19 protein-coding genes are annotated in these 15,377 nt (G+C 71.4%); 12 read left to right on the top strand and 7 right to left on the bottom strand.

Annotated features, from left to right (window positions below; translation table 11 throughout):
- Positions 1-4 precede the first annotated feature (4 nt).
- The 5 genes from gluQRS to QM792_RS14740 all read left to right on the top strand — a co-directional run bounded on the left by gluQRS (position 5) and on the right by QM792_RS14740 (position 4,156).
- A complete protein-coding gene (gluQRS, locus tag QM792_RS14720) occupies positions 5-895 on the top strand; it encodes a tRNA glutamyl-Q(34) synthetase GluQRS (protein ID WP_415150849.1) in 891 nt (296 codons plus the stop codon).
- A gap of 38 nt (positions 896-933) precedes the next feature.
- The gene (locus tag QM792_RS14725; protein ID WP_415150850.1) at positions 934-1,287 is read left to right on the top strand and encodes an FKBP-type peptidyl-prolyl cis-trans isomerase; all 354 of its coding nucleotides are present in this window, start codon (positions 934-936) and stop codon (positions 1,285-1,287) included.
- Positions 1,288-1,354: 67 nt separating this feature from the next.
- Entirely contained in the window at positions 1,355-2,254 is a 900-nt protein-coding gene (locus QM792_RS14730) for a transglutaminase family protein (protein ID WP_415150851.1), read from the top strand.
- A 94-nt stretch (positions 2,255-2,348) separates the two neighbouring features.
- Entirely contained in the window at positions 2,349-2,759 is a 411-nt protein-coding gene (locus QM792_RS14735; protein ID WP_415150852.1) for a response regulator, read from the top strand.
- Positions 2,756-4,156, top strand: coding sequence for a CHASE3 domain-containing protein (locus QM792_RS14740; RefSeq protein ID WP_415150853.1), 1,401 nt, complete (start codon positions 2,756-2,758; stop codon positions 4,154-4,156). Before QM792_RS14735 ends, QM792_RS14740 begins: the two co-directional genes overlap by 4 nt.
- Position 4,157: 1 nt before the next feature.
- On the opposite strand, the gene QM792_RS14745 is transcribed toward QM792_RS14740, so the two are convergent.
- The gene (locus tag QM792_RS14745; RefSeq protein WP_415150854.1) at positions 4,158-5,519 is read right to left on the bottom strand and encodes a DEAD/DEAH box helicase; all 1,362 of its coding nucleotides are present in this window, start codon (positions 5,517-5,519) and stop codon (positions 4,158-4,160) included.
- Between the two features lie 246 nt (positions 5,520-5,765).
- Between QM792_RS14745 and QM792_RS14750 the strand changes: the two genes are divergently transcribed.
- Genes QM792_RS14750 through QM792_RS14770 form a run of 5 tightly spaced genes read left to right on the top strand, consistent with a single transcriptional unit; the run spans position 5,766 to position 8,450 of the window.
- Positions 5,766-6,554 carry a DUF2189 domain-containing protein gene (locus QM792_RS14750; protein ID WP_415150855.1) on the top strand — a complete coding sequence of 263 codons (789 nt, stop codon included), beginning with the start codon at positions 5,766-5,768 and terminating at the stop codon, positions 6,552-6,554.
- A 27-nt stretch (positions 6,555-6,581) separates the two neighbouring features.
- Positions 6,582-6,800: a DUF2788 domain-containing protein gene (locus QM792_RS14755; protein WP_415150856.1), complete on the top strand. Its 219-nt coding sequence runs from the start codon at positions 6,582-6,584 to the stop codon at positions 6,798-6,800.
- Between the two features lie 10 nt (positions 6,801-6,810).
- Positions 6,811-7,422 (top strand): YitT family protein, encoded by a 612-nt coding sequence (locus QM792_RS14760; RefSeq protein ID WP_415150857.1) that lies wholly within the window; start codon positions 6,811-6,813, stop codon positions 7,420-7,422.
- Positions 7,423-7,437: 15 nt separating this feature from the next.
- Entirely contained in the window at positions 7,438-8,109 is a 672-nt protein-coding gene (locus tag QM792_RS14765) for a phosphatase PAP2 family protein (RefSeq protein WP_415150858.1), read from the top strand.
- Positions 8,091-8,450 carry a diacylglycerol kinase gene (locus QM792_RS14770; protein WP_415150859.1) on the top strand — a complete coding sequence of 120 codons (360 nt, stop codon included), beginning with the start codon at positions 8,091-8,093 and terminating at the stop codon, positions 8,448-8,450. The genes QM792_RS14765 and QM792_RS14770 overlap by 19 nt, the downstream gene beginning before the upstream one ends.
- Before the next feature lie 70 nt (positions 8,451-8,520).
- Here the strand turns inward: QM792_RS14770 and QM792_RS14775 are convergent, their stop codons facing one another.
- The 3 genes from QM792_RS14775 to phaC all read right to left on the bottom strand — a co-directional run bounded on the left by QM792_RS14775 (position 8,521) and on the right by phaC (position 12,251).
- Positions 8,521-9,258 (bottom strand): 3-ketoacyl-ACP reductase, encoded by a 738-nt coding sequence (locus tag QM792_RS14775; protein WP_415150860.1) that lies wholly within the window; start codon positions 9,256-9,258, stop codon positions 8,521-8,523.
- A gap of 40 nt (positions 9,259-9,298) precedes the next feature.
- Positions 9,299-10,480 carry an acetyl-CoA C-acetyltransferase gene (locus tag QM792_RS14780; RefSeq protein ID WP_415150861.1) on the bottom strand — a complete coding sequence of 394 codons (1,182 nt, stop codon included), beginning with the start codon at positions 10,478-10,480 and terminating at the stop codon, positions 9,299-9,301.
- 103 nt (positions 10,481-10,583) lie between these two features.
- Positions 10,584-12,251, bottom strand: coding sequence for a class I poly(R)-hydroxyalkanoic acid synthase (phaC, locus tag QM792_RS14785; RefSeq protein WP_415150862.1), 1,668 nt, complete (start codon positions 12,249-12,251; stop codon positions 10,584-10,586).
- Positions 12,252-12,361: 110 nt separating this feature from the next.
- On the opposite strand from phaC, the gene QM792_RS14790 reads away from it, so the two are divergent.
- On the top strand, positions 12,362-12,643 hold the full coding sequence (locus QM792_RS14790) for a hypothetical protein (RefSeq protein WP_415150863.1): 282 nt from the start codon (positions 12,362-12,364) through the stop codon (positions 12,641-12,643).
- On the opposite strand, the gene pgeF is transcribed toward QM792_RS14790, so the two are convergent.
- The 3 genes from pgeF to QM792_RS14805 are packed head-to-tail and all read right to left on the bottom strand — an operon-like array spanning position 12,566 to position 14,732.
- Positions 12,566-13,381 (bottom strand): peptidoglycan editing factor PgeF, encoded by an 816-nt coding sequence (pgeF, locus tag QM792_RS14795; RefSeq protein WP_415150864.1) that lies wholly within the window; start codon positions 13,379-13,381, stop codon positions 12,566-12,568. The two genes, QM792_RS14790 and pgeF, sit on opposite strands and share 78 nt — an antisense overlap.
- Before the next feature lie 8 nt (positions 13,382-13,389).
- On the bottom strand, positions 13,390-14,028 hold the full coding sequence (maiA, locus tag QM792_RS14800; RefSeq protein WP_415151642.1) for a maleylacetoacetate isomerase: 639 nt from the start codon (positions 14,026-14,028) through the stop codon (positions 13,390-13,392).
- Positions 14,029-14,030: 2 nt separating this feature from the next.
- A complete protein-coding gene (locus tag QM792_RS14805; RefSeq protein ID WP_415150865.1) occupies positions 14,031-14,732 on the bottom strand; it encodes a fumarylacetoacetate hydrolase family protein in 702 nt (233 codons plus the stop codon).
- A 90-nt stretch (positions 14,733-14,822) separates the two neighbouring features.
- Between QM792_RS14805 and QM792_RS14810 the strand changes: the two genes are divergently transcribed.
- A complete protein-coding gene (locus QM792_RS14810) occupies positions 14,823-15,368 on the top strand; it encodes an NUDIX hydrolase (RefSeq protein ID WP_415150866.1) in 546 nt (181 codons plus the stop codon).
- Positions 15,369-15,377: the final 9 nt, after the last annotated feature.

Consider the following 15,377-nt stretch of genomic DNA (forward strand, 5'->3'; position numbering starts at 1 on the left):
GCGCATGAGCGCATACGTCGGGCGCTTCGCGCCCTCGCCCACCGGGCCCCTGCACGCCGGCTCGCTGGTGGCCGCGCTGGCCTCGTGGCTGGACGCGCGCGTCAACGGCGGGCGCTGGCTGGTGCGCATCGAGGACGTCGACACGCCGCGCTGCGTGGCCGGCGCCGACACGCTGATCCTCGACCAGCTCGCCGCCTGCGGCCTGGTGCCCGACGAGCCGCCGCTGTGGCAATCGTCGCGCGGCGCGCTCTACCAGGCGGCGCTAGCCCGCCTCGCCGCGAGCGGCTGGGCCTACGGCTGCGCCTGCACGCGCAGCGACATCGAGCGCGCATTGCAGGCGCAGGGCCGCGCCAAGCCGCGCGGCGGCGAACTGGTCTACCCCGGCACCTGCCGCAACGGGCTGCACGGCCGCGCGGCGCGCGCGATGCGCATGCGCACCTCGTTCGGCGCCTGCGCCGACGAAGCCGCGATCGCCTGGCACGACCGCCGCCTCGGCGCGCGGCGGCAGCACCTGTGCGAAGCCGTCGGCGACTTCGTGCTCGAGCGCGCCGACGGCCTGTGGGCCTACCAGCTCGCGGTGGTGGTCGACGATGCCGCGCAAGGCGTCACCGACGTCGTGCGCGGCGAGGACCTGGCCGACAACACGCCGCGCCAGATCCTGCTGCAGCGCGCGCTGGGCCTGCCGACGCCGCGCTACCTGCACACGCCGCTGGTGCTGGGCGCCGATGGCCGGAAGCTGTCGAAGCAGAACGGCGCGGCGGCGCTCGACCTCGGCGACCCGCCGGCCGCGCTGCGCGCCGCCGCGCGCGTGCTCGGCCTGGCCGTCGATGACAGCGCCGGCGTGGCGGGTTTTCTGAGTGCCGCCACCACGGCATGGCGGCGCGCGATGGCATGATGGCGGCCCGTTCCAACCGCCCGCGAAGAGACCACGCCATGCCCCTGACCACCACCGCCTCCGGCCTGCAATACGAAGACACCACCGTCGGCGGCGGCGCCGAGGCGCGCGCCGGCCAGCACGTCACCGTGCACTACACCGGCTGGCTCTACAGCGACGGCGTCAAGGGCGCCAAGTTCGACAGCAGCAAGGACCGCAACGACCCCTTCCAGTTCGGCCTCGGCCAGGGCATGGTGATCCGCGGCTGGGACGAGGGCGTGCAGGGCATGAAGGTCGGCGGCACGCGCGTGCTGGTGATCCCGCCGCAGCTCGGCTACGGCGCGCGCGGGGCCGGCGGCGTGATCCCGCCCAACGCGACGCTGCTGTTCGAGGTCGAACTGCTCGGCGTATGACGCCCCCCGAGGGGGCCGCGGGCCGGCTTGGGAGCGGCCCGGCGCCCGGCCCGCAAGACGCATCGACATGACGGTTCGCTACGACATCGTCCACACGACGATCTACAGCTACCGCGAGCCGGTGCGTTTCGGCGAGCACCGCGTGATGTTCCGCCCGCGCGACAGCCACGACCTGCGCGTGCTCGCCACCGACCTGCAGGTCAGCCCCGAGGCCTCGGTGCGGCTGATCCAGGATCCGCACTCGAACTCGATCGCCATCGTCCAGCCGCTGGCCGAGGCGGCCGAGCTGCGCATCACCTGCAGCTTCACGATCGAGCACGCGCACTCGCAGAACCTCGAACTGCCGCTCGACCCGGCGGCCGAGCGGTTCCCGTTCGCCTACAGCGTGGCCGAGCGCTTCGACCTCGAACACTACCTGCGCCCGCACCACGACGACCCCCGGGGCGAGCTGACCGACTGGGCGCGCCAGTTCATCCGCACCGACGGCCCCACACACACCCGCGAGCTGCTGGTGGCGATGAACCAGCACATCCGCGACCATTTCAGCTACGCCGCGCGCGAAGACGAAGGCACGCAAGGACCGCTGGAGACGCTCGCCAAGGGCAGCGGCTCGTGCCGCGACTTCGCGCTGCTGATGATGGAGGCGGCGCGCCGCCTGGGCATCGCCACGCGCTTCGTTTCCGGCTACCTGTACGACCCGGCGCTGGACGACGCGGCCGCCCCCGGCGGCGGCGCGGCGGCCACCGTGGGCGCGGGCAGCACGCACGCCTGGCTGCAGGCCTACCTGCCCGGCGCCGGCTGGCTGCCGTTCGACCCGACCAACAACCTGCTCGGCGGCAACACGCTGATCCGCGTCGGCGTGGCGCGCGAGCCGCAGCAGGCGGCGCCGGTCTCGGGCACCTGGTTCGGCGCCGCCGACGCCTACCTGGGCATGGACGTGCAGGTGCAGGTGCAGCGCGTGGGTTGAAGCCCGCGGCGCGTGCAGGACGCGTCCTACAGCCACAGCGGGCTTGCGCCTATGGCCGCTTGCGTTGGCGGCAGGCAAACTGTGCAACCGAACCATGTGCGCCTCCGATGCCCGCCTGCGTGTCTTCCTCGTCGAAGACAGCCCCGTGATTCGAGAGAATCTCGTCGCCACATTGGAGGAGATCGCGCGCGTCGAAGTGGTCGGCTGGGCCGACGAGGAGGGCACGGCGCGGCAGTGGCTGGAAAGCGCCGGCGACACCTGCGACCTGGTGGTGGTCGACGTCTTCCTGCGCCGCGGCTCGGGCCTCGGCCTGCTCGACTGGCTGGCCTCGGCGCAGCACCCGGTGCGGCGCGTGGTGCTGAGCAACTATGCGTCGCCCGACATGCGCCGGCGCTGCCTGGCGCGCGGCGCCGATGCGGTGTTCGACAAGCCCGACGAGGTCGACGCGCTGATCGAGCACTGCCGCGCGCTCGCCGAATCCGCCCCGGACGCCCCCGCGCCATGAGCGCCGCGCAGCCCGGCGCGGCCAGCCCCGCGGGACGGATGCTCGCAGCGTTGCGCACCCGCATCCGCCGCTGGCGCAGCAGCGCCTGGGCCTATCCGGTGGCGGTGGCCGTCGGGCTGGCGCTGATCGCCATCAGCGAGGCCTCGTACTGGCTCGCCTCCGGCTCGATGGACGACCTCGGCCAGATCGGCCGCGCGCGCACCAGCATGCAGTTGCTGCACCGGCTGATGCTCGACGCCGAGACCGGCCAGCGCGGCTACCTGCTGACCGGCAACGCCGACTACCTCGCGCCCTACCGCGCCGCCAACGAGGAGATCGCCGCCACGCTGGCCAAGCTGCGCGCGCATTTCCGCGGCACGCCGCAGGCCGGCGCGATGCAAGAGCTGGAGCACCTGGTGCTGCAGAAGTCGTCGGAACTGCAGGAAGTGCTCGCGCTGTACGACCGCGGCCAGCACGCCGCCTGGCGCGAGCTGATGGTCACCGGCATCGGGCGCGAGCAGATGGAGCGCATCCGCACGCTGTCGGAGCAGTTGCTCGCGCACGAGACCGCCGCCGCCGCGCGGGGCCGCGCCGGCGTGTACCGCGCGCTGCTGATGAACCGCGTCGGCGTCGGCGCGATGACGCTGGCCAGCCTGTTCGTGCTGATGCTCTACCTGCGCCAGCACCGCGCCACCGAACAGTTGCGCGAAGCCCAGCGCCTGGCGACGCAGGCCGAGCGCGACCAGCTCGAACGCGAGGTGCTGCGCCGCACGCACGACCTCAGCCAGTTGGCGCGCCACCTGCAGAACACGCGCGAGGACGAGCGCCACCGCCTCGCCCGCGAACTGCACGACGAGCTGGGCGCGCTGCTCACCGCCGCCAAGCTCGACGTGGCGCGGCTGCGCCCGCGCATCGCCGGCGCCGGCCCGGAGGCGCTCGAACGGCTCGAACACCTCTCGCGCATGCTCAACGACGGCGTCGCGCTGAAGCGCCGCATCATCGAGGACCTGCGCCCGTCGGCGCTGGACAACCTCGGCCTGGTGGCGGCGCTGGAGATCCTGACGCGCGAGCATGCGCAGCGCAACGGCATGGAGGTCGAGTGCCTGCTCGAACCCGTGCCGCTGGGCAAGGAAGGCGAGCTGACCGTCTACCGCTTCGTGCAGGAGGCGCTGACCAACGCCTGCAAGCACGCCAAGGCGACGCGCATCGAGGTGCGCCTGGGCGTGCGCGACGGCCAGGTGCAGGTGGGCGTCAGCGACGACGGCGCGGGCTTCGACGTCGACGGCGTGCAGCCGCGCTCGCACGGCCTGGCCGGCATGCGCTACCGCTTCGAGTCGGCCGGCGGCCGGCTCGACATCTTCTCCGCGCCCGGCCAGGGCACGCGCCTCGAGGCCGTGCTGCCGGCCGAGGACGCGTAGCTCAGCGCGCGAACGGGCTGGCGCGGCGCGCGCCGGACGGCTTGGCGCCGCCGTGGGCGCCGCGCGGGCCGGGCTTCTTCGCCGGGCCGCCGAAGCGGCGCGCTCCGGCGCCGAAGCCGGCGCGTTCGTTGCGCGCCGCCGGCGCGCCGGCGAACACACGCGGCGCCGGCGTCTTCGGCTCCAGCCCGGCGACGGTGGCCACCGGGATGTCCTGCGTCGTGAAGTGCTGGATGCGGCGGATCATGCCCACGTCCATGCGCTCGGCCAGCGTCACCGCCAGGCCGTTGCGGCCGGCGCGGCCGGTGCGGCCGATGCGGTGCACGTAGTCCTCGGCCTTCATCGGCAGGCCGTAGTTGATGACGTGGCTGATGGTCGGCACGTCGATGCCGCGCGCCGCGACGTCGGTGGCCACCAGCACGCGCAGGTGGCGGTTGCGCAGGCCTTGCAGCACGCGGTTGCGCCGGCCCTGCGGCATGCCGCCGTGCAGCGAAGCGACCGCGTGGCCGAGTTCGGCCAGGCGGTCGGCCAGCCAGTCGGCGTCGCGCTGCGTGCTGGTGAAGATCACCGCCTGCTCCAGGTCGCGCTCGGTCAGGATGTGGTCGAGCAGCGCGTTCTTGTGGTGGTGGTTGTCGGCCCAGTGCAGGCGCTGCTCGATGTTGACGTGCGTGTCGGTGTGCGAGGCCACGTCCACGCGCTGCGGATCGCGCAGCATGTTGCGCGCCAGCGCGCCGACGTTGCCGGCGAAGGTGGCGCTGTACATCACCGTCTGGCGCGCCGCCGGCACGTGGTCGGCGATGGTGGTGATGTCGTCGATGAAGCCCATGTCGAGCATGCGGTCGGCTTCGTCGAGCACCAGCATCTCGACGTGCTCGAGCACGGCCTTGCCGGTCTGCAGGTGGTCGAGCAGGCGGCCGGGCGTGGCGATCAGGATGTCGAGCGGGCCGCGCAGCGCCTTGATCTGCGCCGGATAGGGCACGCCGCCGACCACCGTGGCCACGCGCAGGCCCTGCACGTGGCGGCCGTAGACCGTGGCCGCCTTGGCGACCTGCATCGCCAGCTCGCGCGTCGGCGCCAGCACCAGGATGCGCGGGCCGTGGACCACGCCTCGGGCCCGGTCCCGGCCGGGTCCCTCCCCGGCCTCGCGCCGCTTGCTGTTGTCGCCGCGCGCGGCCAGCACGCGCTGCAGCGCCGGCAGGATGAACGAGGCGGTCTTGCCGCTGCCGGTGCTGGCCGAGACCATCAGGTCGCGGCCGGCCAGGGCCGGCGGAATGGCGCGCTGCTGCACGTCGGTGGCGTTGTCGTAGCCGGCGTCGGCCACGGCACGGGTCAGGGCCTCGTGCAGGCCCAGGGAATCGAAGCTCATGAAACTCTCTCTCGGGAGGGCGAAAGGCATCGCCGCCAACCTTGGCTGCGCGCCTCGGGCGGCGCGCCAGTTCCGAGAAGAGCCGAAACGAGGTCGAAGGAGATGAACGAAAAGCGCGCGGATGTCACCGCGCGCCAAACGGCATTGTAGCTGCAATGGCGAATTCTTGCTGCGCCGCAGCACGACAGCGCTGGCATGACCCCGCTCAAGCGGGCGTGCACGGGCGGCATGGCAGACTCCCGCCCCATGCGCGACAGCCCCGCCCTCGCCGAGTCACGCCGCTTCGGCACGCGTCGCGTGCCCGTGCTGCGCCCGCTGGGCTGGCTGGCCGCCGGCTGGAGCGACTTCGTGCGCTGCCCGCTGCCCGGGCTGCTGCACGGGCTGGCGCTGGCGCTGTTCGGCGCCGCGCTGTTCTGGGCCGCGCGCGATCATTTCTGGCTGCTGTCGGGCGCGTTCTCCGGCTTCCTGCTGGTCGCGCCGGTGCTCGCCACGGGCCTGTACGCGGTCAGCCGCGAGCTGCAGCGCCACGGCCGCGCCCGCCTCGGCACCGCGCTGGCCGCCTGGCGCCCGCGCGACGGCCGCCTGATCGTGTTCGGCCTGCTGCTGGCCTTCGCCGGCACCGGCTGGGTGATGACCTCGGCGGCGCTGATCACCGGCTTCGCGCCGGCGCCGGTGCGCAACCCGATCGAGTTCCTGCGCGTGGTCGTGCTGGCCGAGCGGGGCCACCTGTTCGAGATCTGGCTCGCGCTCGGCGGCGTGCTCGCCGCGCCGGTGTTCGCCTCCAGCGTGGTGGCGATCCCGCTGCTGCTCGACCGCGAGATCGGCGTGCTCGCCGCGGTGTTCACGAGCTGGCGCGCGGTGATGGACAACCCGGTGGCGATGGCCTTGTGGGCCGCGCTGATCATCGGCCTGACGCTGCTGGGCATGGCCAGCGTGATGCTCGGCCTGGCGGTGGTGGTGCCCTGGCTCGCGCACGCGAGCTGGCACGCCTACCGCGACCTGGTCGACACCTCGGGCCTGGCGCAGCGGCCCTGAGCGGCGGCAACGAGGGCAGGCTGCACGATGTTCGGCTTCAGCGAAGAACAGATCGCCTGGTTCGGCCTGACCGTCGGCGTGACGGCGTTCATGCTGTACATGGTGTTCATCATCCTGCAACTGGCGCGCGAGTCGAAGGCCGGCAAGTTCGGCACCTTCGTGCTGCTGCTCGGGCTGGGCGTGGGCCTGCTCGGCTTCGCGGCCAAGGGGCTGATCAAGTTCTTCATGTCGGGCATCGTCGAGTGAGCGCCGCGCGATGAACGCCGTGAACCCGCCGCTGCGCCACGCCTGGTACGACGACGCGCTGGCCTTCGTCACCGGCACGCTGTTCATCGCCATCGGCGTGACGATGTACACGCACGCCGGGCTGCTCACCGGCGGCACCGCCGGGCTCGCGTTCCTCGCGCATTACGCGACGGGCATCGGCTTCGGGGCGCTGTTCTTCGCGATCAACCTGCCCTTCTACCTGCTGGCCTGGCGCGCGATGGGGCGCGCCTTCACGCTCAAGACCTTCGCCGCGGTGACGCTGCTTTCGGCGCTGACCAGCGCGATCCCGCGCTGGGCCGGTTTCGCGACGCTGGACCCGTGGTTCGCCGCCATCGCCGGCGGGCTGCTGATGGGCACCGGCTTCCTGGTGCTGTTCCGCCACCACGCCAGCCTCGGCGGGCTGAACATCCTCGTGCTGGCGCTGCAGAAGCGCCGCGGCTGGCGCGCCGGCTGGGTGCAGATGGGCATCGACGGCACGATCCTGCTGGCCTCGCTGATGCTGGTGGAGCCGCAGCGCATCCTGATGTCGATCGCCGGGGCGCTGGCGCTGAACCTGACGCTGGCGCTGAACCACCGGCCGGGGCGCTACGTGGCGTTCTGAGGCGGCCTCGCGATCATGCCGGAGCGCCGCACGACGCCATTCGGGCTCGACAAGTGGTTCTTCTGCTTTCTGGCGGGCCTGCTCGTCGGCGGATTCATCATCCTCACCTCCGAAGTCCGCGAGGCCCTGGCCGGTGAGAAGGAGCTGATCGGGCTGATCGACCAGACGCTGCTCGCCCTCGCCGTCGAGCACCGCACGCCGGCGCTGAACGGCGTGGCCGTCGACATCACGGCGCTGGGCTCCGCGGCCGGGCTGTCTATCCTGATCGGCTTCGTCTGCCTCTTCTTTCTGCTCGGCGGACGCCGGACCGCGGTGGCGCACATGCTGCTGGCCGCGGCCGGCGCCGCGGGCCTGACCGCGGCGCTCAAGTTCTACTTCGAGCGGTCGCGGCCGGACGTGTCGCTGCGGCTGGTCGACGTGCAGGGCTTCTCCTATCCCAGCGGCCATTCGCTGGCCTCGGCCGCGATCTACTTCACCTGCGCCATCCTGGTCACCAAGCCGTTCGGCGAGCAGCCGCGGCGATGGCTGCTGTGGGCCTTCTTCCTGGCCCTGATCGCTGCCATCGGATTCACGCGGATCTACCTCGGCGTGCACTTCTTCAGCGACGTGGTCGCCGGCATCATGCTCGGCATCGCCTGGGCTTCGCTGGTCGAATTCGGCATGAACCGATGGAACACAAGAACCTGAGCTTCAGGCAGCGCCTGGGCTTCGCGATGAACGGCATCCGGGCGGCGTACCGGACCGAAAAAAGCCTTCGGGTCCAGGCCGTGGCCGCATTGCTGCTGCTGCCGTTCCTGGCGGCGACGCGCCCGTCCGCGCTGTGGTGCGCCGTGTTGGTGGCGATGGCGGCGTTCGTCGTGTGCCTGGAGCTGGTGAACACGGCCGTCGAGTCCGTGCTCGACAAGCTGCACCCCGGGAAAGACGAGGCGATCGGCTTCGCGAAGGACTGCCTCGCGGGTGCGGTGCTGGTCGCCAGCCTGGCGTCGGTGCTGGTCTTTCTTCTGTACGTCTTCGCCGAGCTGTTCTGAAGCCCGGCCGGCAGGGGCATCGCGGCCTTGCGCCGCGATGCCTCGCCTCAGCGATGGCCCGGGCGGCGCATCAGCCCATGTGCAGGCCGCCGTTGCACGAGAAGTCGGCACCGGTGGTGAAGCCCGACTCCTCGCCCGCCAGCCAGGCGACGATGGAGGCGATCTCCTCCGGCGTGCCCAGGCGCTTGACCGGGATGCCGGCGACGATCTTGTCGAGCACGTCCTGGCGGATCGCCTTGACCATGTCGGTGCCGATGTAGCCCGGGCTCACGGTGTTCACCGTCACGCCCTTGTTGGCCACTTCCTGCGCCAGCGCCATCGTGAAGCCGTGCATGCCGGCCTTGGCGGCCGAGTAGTTGGTCTGGCCGAACTGGCCCTTCTCGCCGTTGACCGAGCTGATGTTGACGATGCGGCCCCAGCCCTTGTCGAGCATGCCGTCGATCACCTGCTTGGTGACGTTGAACAGGCTGGTCAGGTTGGTTTCCATCACCGCGTCCCAGTCGGCGCGGGTCATCTTGCGGAACACGCCGTCGCGCGTGATGCCGGCGTTGTTGACCAGCACGTCGACCGTGCCGTGCTCGGCCTTGACCTTCTCGAAGGCGGCCACCGTCGAGTCCCAGTCGCCGACGTTGCCGACCGAGGCGTAGAAGCTGTAGCCCAGCGCCTTCTGCTCGCCCAGCCACTTGTCGAAGTCGCGGCTCGGGCCGCAGCCCGCGATCACCTTGAAACCGTCCTTGTGCAGGCGCTGGCACATCGCGGTGCCGATGCCGCCCATGCCGCCGGTGACGTATGCAAGCTTCTGAGCCATTTGTCTCTCCTGGTTGAAATCGTGTCTGTGTTGGATGGTTTCAGCGTTCGACCGTCAGCGCCACGCCCATGCCGCCGCCGATGCACAGCGAGGCGATGCCCTTCCTGGCGTTGCGGCGCTGCATCTCGTGCAGCAGCGTGACGAGGATGCGGCAGCCCGAGGCGCCGATCGGGTGGCCGATCGCGATCGCGCCGCCGTTGACGTTGACCTTGCTCGTGTCCCAGCCCATCTCCTGGTGCACCGCGCAGGCCTGTGCGGCGAAGGCTTCGTTGATCTCCAGCAGGTCGAGGTCGGCGGGCTTCCAGCCGGCGCGCTCGAGCGCCTTGCGCGCCGCCGGCACCGGGCCCATGCCCATGATCTTCGGGTCGAGGCCGGCGCTGGCGTAGCTGGCGATGCGCGCCAGCGGCGTCAGGCCGAGCCTGTCGGCGGTCTTGGCGCTCATCACCACCACGCCGGCGGCGCCGTCGTTGATGCCCGAGGCGTTGCCGGCGGTCACGCTGCCGGTCTTGTCGAAGGCCGGGCGCAGGCCGGCCAGGCCTTCGGCGCTGCTCTTGCGGTTGATGAACTCGTCGGCCGCGAAGACGATCGGGTCGCCCTTCTTCTGCGCGATCGAGAACGGCACGATCTCGTCCTTGAAGCGGCCGGCGTCCTGCGCGGCGGCGGCCTTCTGCTGGCTGGCCAGCGCCAGCGCGTCCTGCGCCTCGCGCGTGATGCCGTACTGCCTGGCCACGTTCTCGGCGGTGATGCCCATGTGGTACTGGTTGTAGACGTCCCACAGGCCGTCGACGATCATCGAGTCGACCAGCTTCCAGTCGCCCATGCGCGCGCCGTTGCGCGAGTTGGGCAGCACGTGCGGCGACAGGCTCATGTTCTCCTGGCCGCCGGCGATGACGATCTCGCTGTCGCCGTCGCGGATCGCCTGCGCGGCCAGCATCACCGCCTTGAGGCCCGAGCCGCACACCTTGTTGATGGTCATCGCCGGCACCGCCGCCGGCAGCCCGGCCTTGATCACCGACTGGCGCGCCGGGTTCTGGCCGGCGCCGGCCTGCAGCACCTGGCCGAGGATGACCTCGCCGACCTGGCCGCCCTCGAGCCGGGCGCGCTTGAGCAGTTCGTTGATGACCGCCGCGCCGAGTTCGGGTGCGGGCGTGGAAGCGAGCGTGCCGCCGAACTTGCCGACCGCGGTGCGGGCGGCGGCGACGATGACGATGTCGGTGCTCATGAAAGCGGGTCTCCTGCGGTGGAACGGAACGGGAAATGAAACGAGGGTCGATGCCGACTGTGGCGCGCCCGCCGGGGTGCGGCAAGCCCCCGACAAACCCGCATCAGGCCTTCTGCTTGACGTAGCGGCCCGGCGCCGGCTCGATCGCCTTGTGCGTGCGGTTGCCGTAGGCCTTGGGCGCGGCGACCTGCTTGCCGGCGTGCGGCTCGAGCCAGTCGGCCCAGTCGGTCCACCAGCTTCCGGGGCGCTCCTGGGCCTTGGCGAACCAGGCCTGCGCGTCGGCCGGCAGCGTGCCGCCGGTGCCGATCCAGTGGCTGCGCTTGCCCTTGGCGGGCGGGTTGATCACGCCGGCGATGTGGCCCGAGGCGCCCATCACGAAGCGCACCTTGCCCTTGGCGCCGGTGAGCACCTGGGTGTTCTTGTAGGCGGCGTCCCAGGGCACGATGTGATCCTCGCGCGAGGCGTACACGTACACCGGCGCCTTGATCCGGCCGAGGTCGATCTTCTCGCCGCACACCGTCAGCTTGCCCGGCACGACGAGGTTGTTCTCGTGGTAGGTGTTGCGCAGGTACCAGCAGTACATCGGCCCCGGCAGGTTGGTGCTGTCGCTGTTCCAGTACAGCAGGTCGAAGGGCGGCGGCGTCTCGCCCTTCAGGTAGTTGCCGACCACGTAGTTCCACACCAGGTCGTTGGGGCGCAGGAAGCTGAAGGTCGAGGCCAGTTCCTGGCCGCGCAGCAGCCCGCCGCCGCCGAGCGTCATCTCGCGCATCTGCACCGAGGTCTCGTCGACGAAGATGTCGAGGATGCCGGTGTTGGAGAAGTCCAGCAGCGTGGTCAGCAGCGTCACGCTGGCCGCCGGCTGCTCGCCGCGCGCGGCCAGCACCGCCAGCGCGGTCGCGAGGATGGTTCCGCCGACGCAGAAGCCCAGCATGTCGAGCTGCTTGCTGCCGCTGATCGCCTGCACCTCGCGGATGGCGCGGATCGCGGCGTCCTCGATGTACTGGTCCCAGGTGCAGTGCGCCAGGCTGTCATCGGGGTTGCGCCAGCTCACGACGAAGACGCGGTGGCCCTGCTCGACGGTGTACCGGATCAACGAGTTGTCCGGCTGCAGGTCCATGATGTAGTACTTGTTGATGCACGGCGGCACGAACAGCATCGGCCGCTCGTAGACCTTGGCCGTCAGCGGCTTGTACTCGATGAGCTGGAACAGCTCGTTCTCGAACACCACCGCGCCCTCGGTGGTCGCGACGTTGCGGCCGACCTCGAACACCGTCTCGTCGGTCTGCGACAGGTGGCCCTGCTGGATGTCGTTCCACAGGTGCTTGAGGCCCTGGCCGATGCTCTCGCCCTTGGTTTCCAGCGCCTTGCGCTGCGCCTCGGGGTTGAGCGCGAGGTAGTTGCTCGGGCTCGCGGCGTCGACCCACTGCTGCACCGCGAAGCGCACGCGCTGGCGCGTCTTGGCGTCGCCCTCGACGGCCTCGGCGAGCTGCATCAGCGTGCGCGCGTTGAGCAGGTACATCTGCGCGATGTAGGCGGCGGCGGGGTTGCCGGCCCAGTCCTGCGCGGCGAAGCGGCGGTCCGACGGCGCGGCGGGCTTGCCCTCGCGCTGCAGCGTCTGGTTCCACAGCTCGGTGGCCTGCTTGATGTAGTCGGCCTGCAGCGTGGTCAGCGCCGGCAGCGGCAGGTTCAGCGCCTGCATCGACTTCCAGATCTCGCCGATGCCGTTGCCGAAGGCCTGCGCGACCTCGGCGGGGGTGGATGTCGCTTTCATGTCAGTCTCCTCGCGGATGCTTCGGCATGCCGAAGCTGTTCTTTGTGTGCAGTTTTACCAGTCAAACTTACCGCGTCATGACGCGCGGTTTCACGATTCGATAGCTCACTGTGTATCTCGTTGCAATCGCCTGGCTCTACGTGGTGCTGATGATGGCCGTGGCCGAAGCCACCGGCAGCAACGGCAGCGTGCTCGGCGCGGTCTTCACCCTCCTGCTGTACGGCGTGCTGCCGCTGTCCATCGTGCTCTACCTGATGAACACGCCGCACCGCAAGCGTGCGCGGCGCGAGGCCGAGGCGCGCGAGGCGGCCGCATCAGGCGCGCCGCTCCAGCCAGACCGCGGCGGCCATGCGGCCGGTGACGCGGTCGCGCCGGAAAGAGAAGAACCTTGAGGCGTCCTCGACGCTGCACCAGCGCCCGCCGCCGACGCGCTCGACGCCGGCGCGCCGCAGCCGCGCCCGGGCCAGGCCGGGCAGGTCGGCGAGCCACTTGCCGGCGCCCAGCGGCGTGAAGAAGGCCTCGTCGCCGGCGAAGGCCTGGCGCACGTCGGCGCCCACCTCGAAGCGGCGTGGCCCTATGCACGGCCCCAGCCAGGCCTGCACCTCGCCGGGCGCGCAGGCCGCGGCTTCGCACAGCGCGGCGACGCTGGCTTCGAGCACGCCGCCGGCCAGCCCGCGCCAGCCGGCATGCGCGGCCGCGACGCCGCGCGGCGCGGCGAACAGCACCGGCAGGCAGTCGGCCACCTGCACCGCGCAGGCGATGCCGGGCTCGGTGCAGACGCTGGCGTCGGCGGCCTGAACCTGTCCGCCCTGAGCTTGTCGAAGGGTGCCCGAGGAGCGCGAGGGGGCTTCGACAAGCTCAGCCCGAACGGAAACGGGTTCGCCTTTGGCGGCGAGCCGCACCACCGTCGCGCCGTGCACCTGGTTCAGCCACACCGGCCGCGCGCCGATCGCGGCGGCGAAGATCGCCTGGTTGCGCGCCACCGCCGCCGGGTCGTCGCCCAGGCCGTCGCGCAGGTTCAGGCTCGCGAACGGCCCTTCGCTGACGCCGCCGGCGCGTGTGCTCATCAGCGCGCCGACGCCGGGCGCCGACCAGTCGGGGCGCAGCCAGTCGGGGTGGGCGCCCGCCATCACCACCATCAGGCCGCGTCCGGGCAGGCCGAGGGCTGCGTCTTGGCGAACGCGTCCAGCGCCATGCAGGCCTCGAAGATGCGCATCACCGTGGGCACGTGGTCGAGCCGGCAGTCGAAGCGTTGGGCGTTGTGGATCTGCGGCACCAGCACCACGTCGGCCAGCGTCGGCGTGTCGCCGTGGCAGAAGCGGCCGGTGGCCGGGTGCCCGGCGAGCTGGTTTTCCACCGCCGCGAGGCCGGTCTCGACCCAGTGCCGGTACCAGCGGTTCTTGTCGTCCTCGGGCACCTTCAGGTCGTGCACCAGGTAGCGCAGCACGCGCAGGTTGTTCAGCGGATGGATCTCGCAGGCCACGTCCAGCGCCAGCGCGCGTATGCGCGCGCGCGCCGCGGCGTCGCCGGGCAGCAGCGGCGGCTGCGGGTGCGTCTCGTCGAGGTACTCGACGATCGCCAGCGACTGCGTGACCAGGCGCTCGCCGTCCTTGAGCAGCGGCACCAGCCGCGACGGCGACATCGCCGCGTACGACTCGGCGAACTGCTCGTTGCGCTGCAGGTGCACCGGCATGTAGTCGTAGTCCAGCCCCTTGAGCGCGAGCGCGATGCGCACGCGGTACGAGGCCGAGGAACGGAAGTAGTTGTAGAGCTGCATGGTCACGCCACCCGCACCTGCAGCGAGCCGACGCCGCCGACGCGCGCCGCCAGCGTGTCGCCCGCCACGACGGCGGCCACGCCCTCGGGCGTGCCGGTGAAGATCAGGTCGCCGGGCGCCAGCGTCCAGGCCGCCGAGAGGTGCTCGATGATCTCGGGGATGCTCCAGATCAGCTTGGCGATGGTGCTGCGCTGGCGCGTCGCGCCGTTGACCTCGAGCGCGATCTCGGTGTCGGGGCCGACGCCGCACTGCGCGGCCGGGCGGATCGGCCCGATCGGCGCCGACTGGTCGAAGCCCTTGCCGATGCACCACGGCCGGCCCTGCTTCTTGGCCTCGCCCTGCAGGTCGCGGCGCGTCATGTCCAGGCCGACGGCGTAGCCCCACACGTGTTTCATCGCGTCGGCGGCGGCGATGTCGCGCCCGCCGGCGCCGATGGCCACCACCAGCTCCACCTCGTGGTGCAGGTCTTTCGTCAGGCTCGGGTAGCGCATGCGCCCGACCTCGCCCTCGGCCACCGGCAGCACCGCGTCGGCCGGCTTCATGAAGAAGAACGGCGGCTCGCGGCCGCTGAAGCCCATCTCCTTGGCGTGCTCGACGTAGTTGCGGCCGACGCAGTAGATGCGGTGCACCGGGAAGGCCGCGCCGGGCGCGCCTCCGGCCACGGGCACGGCGGGAACGGCGGGCGGCGTGATCACGAAGTTCATGCGCAGGGCTCCAAAGGCGGTCGGATGCAACGCGGACGATGATGCCACGCCACGGTCGGCGCGAGAGCGCGCGATACACTGCCGCGGCCTATGTTCAACCCGCGCAGCATCAAGCACTGCCGTGCCTGCGGCGCGCCGGCGCAGTACCGCGTGCCCGCCGACGACAACCGCGAGCGCGCCACCTGCACGGTGTGCGGCACCATCCACTACGAGAACCCGCTGAACGTGGTCGGCACCGTGCCGGCCTGGGGCGAGCAGGTGCTGCTGTGCCGCCGCGCCATCGAGCCGCGCTACGGGCTGTGGACGCTGCCGGCCGGCTTCATGGAACTGGGCGAGACCGTGCGCGACGGCGCCCTGCGCGAGACCATCGAGGAAGCCGGCGCCCAGGTCGAGATGCAGGACCTGTACACGATGCTCAACGTGGTGCGCGTCGGCCAGGTGCATTTTTTCTACCGCGCGCGGCTGCTCGACACGCACTTCGAGCCCGGCCCCGAGACGCTGGAGGCGCGGCTGTTCCGCGAAGACGAGGTGCCCTGGGACGAGATCGCCTTTCGCACCGTGAAGGAAACCCTGAGGCACTGGTTCGACGACCGGCGCACGGGTCGATTCGGCTTCCACGCGGCCGATATCGGCTGACCGGCGCCG

The organism is Piscinibacter sp., from assembly GCF_047600445.1.
In the GTDB taxonomy this organism is placed as follows: Bacteria; Pseudomonadota; Gammaproteobacteria; order Burkholderiales; family Burkholderiaceae_C; genus Piscinibacter.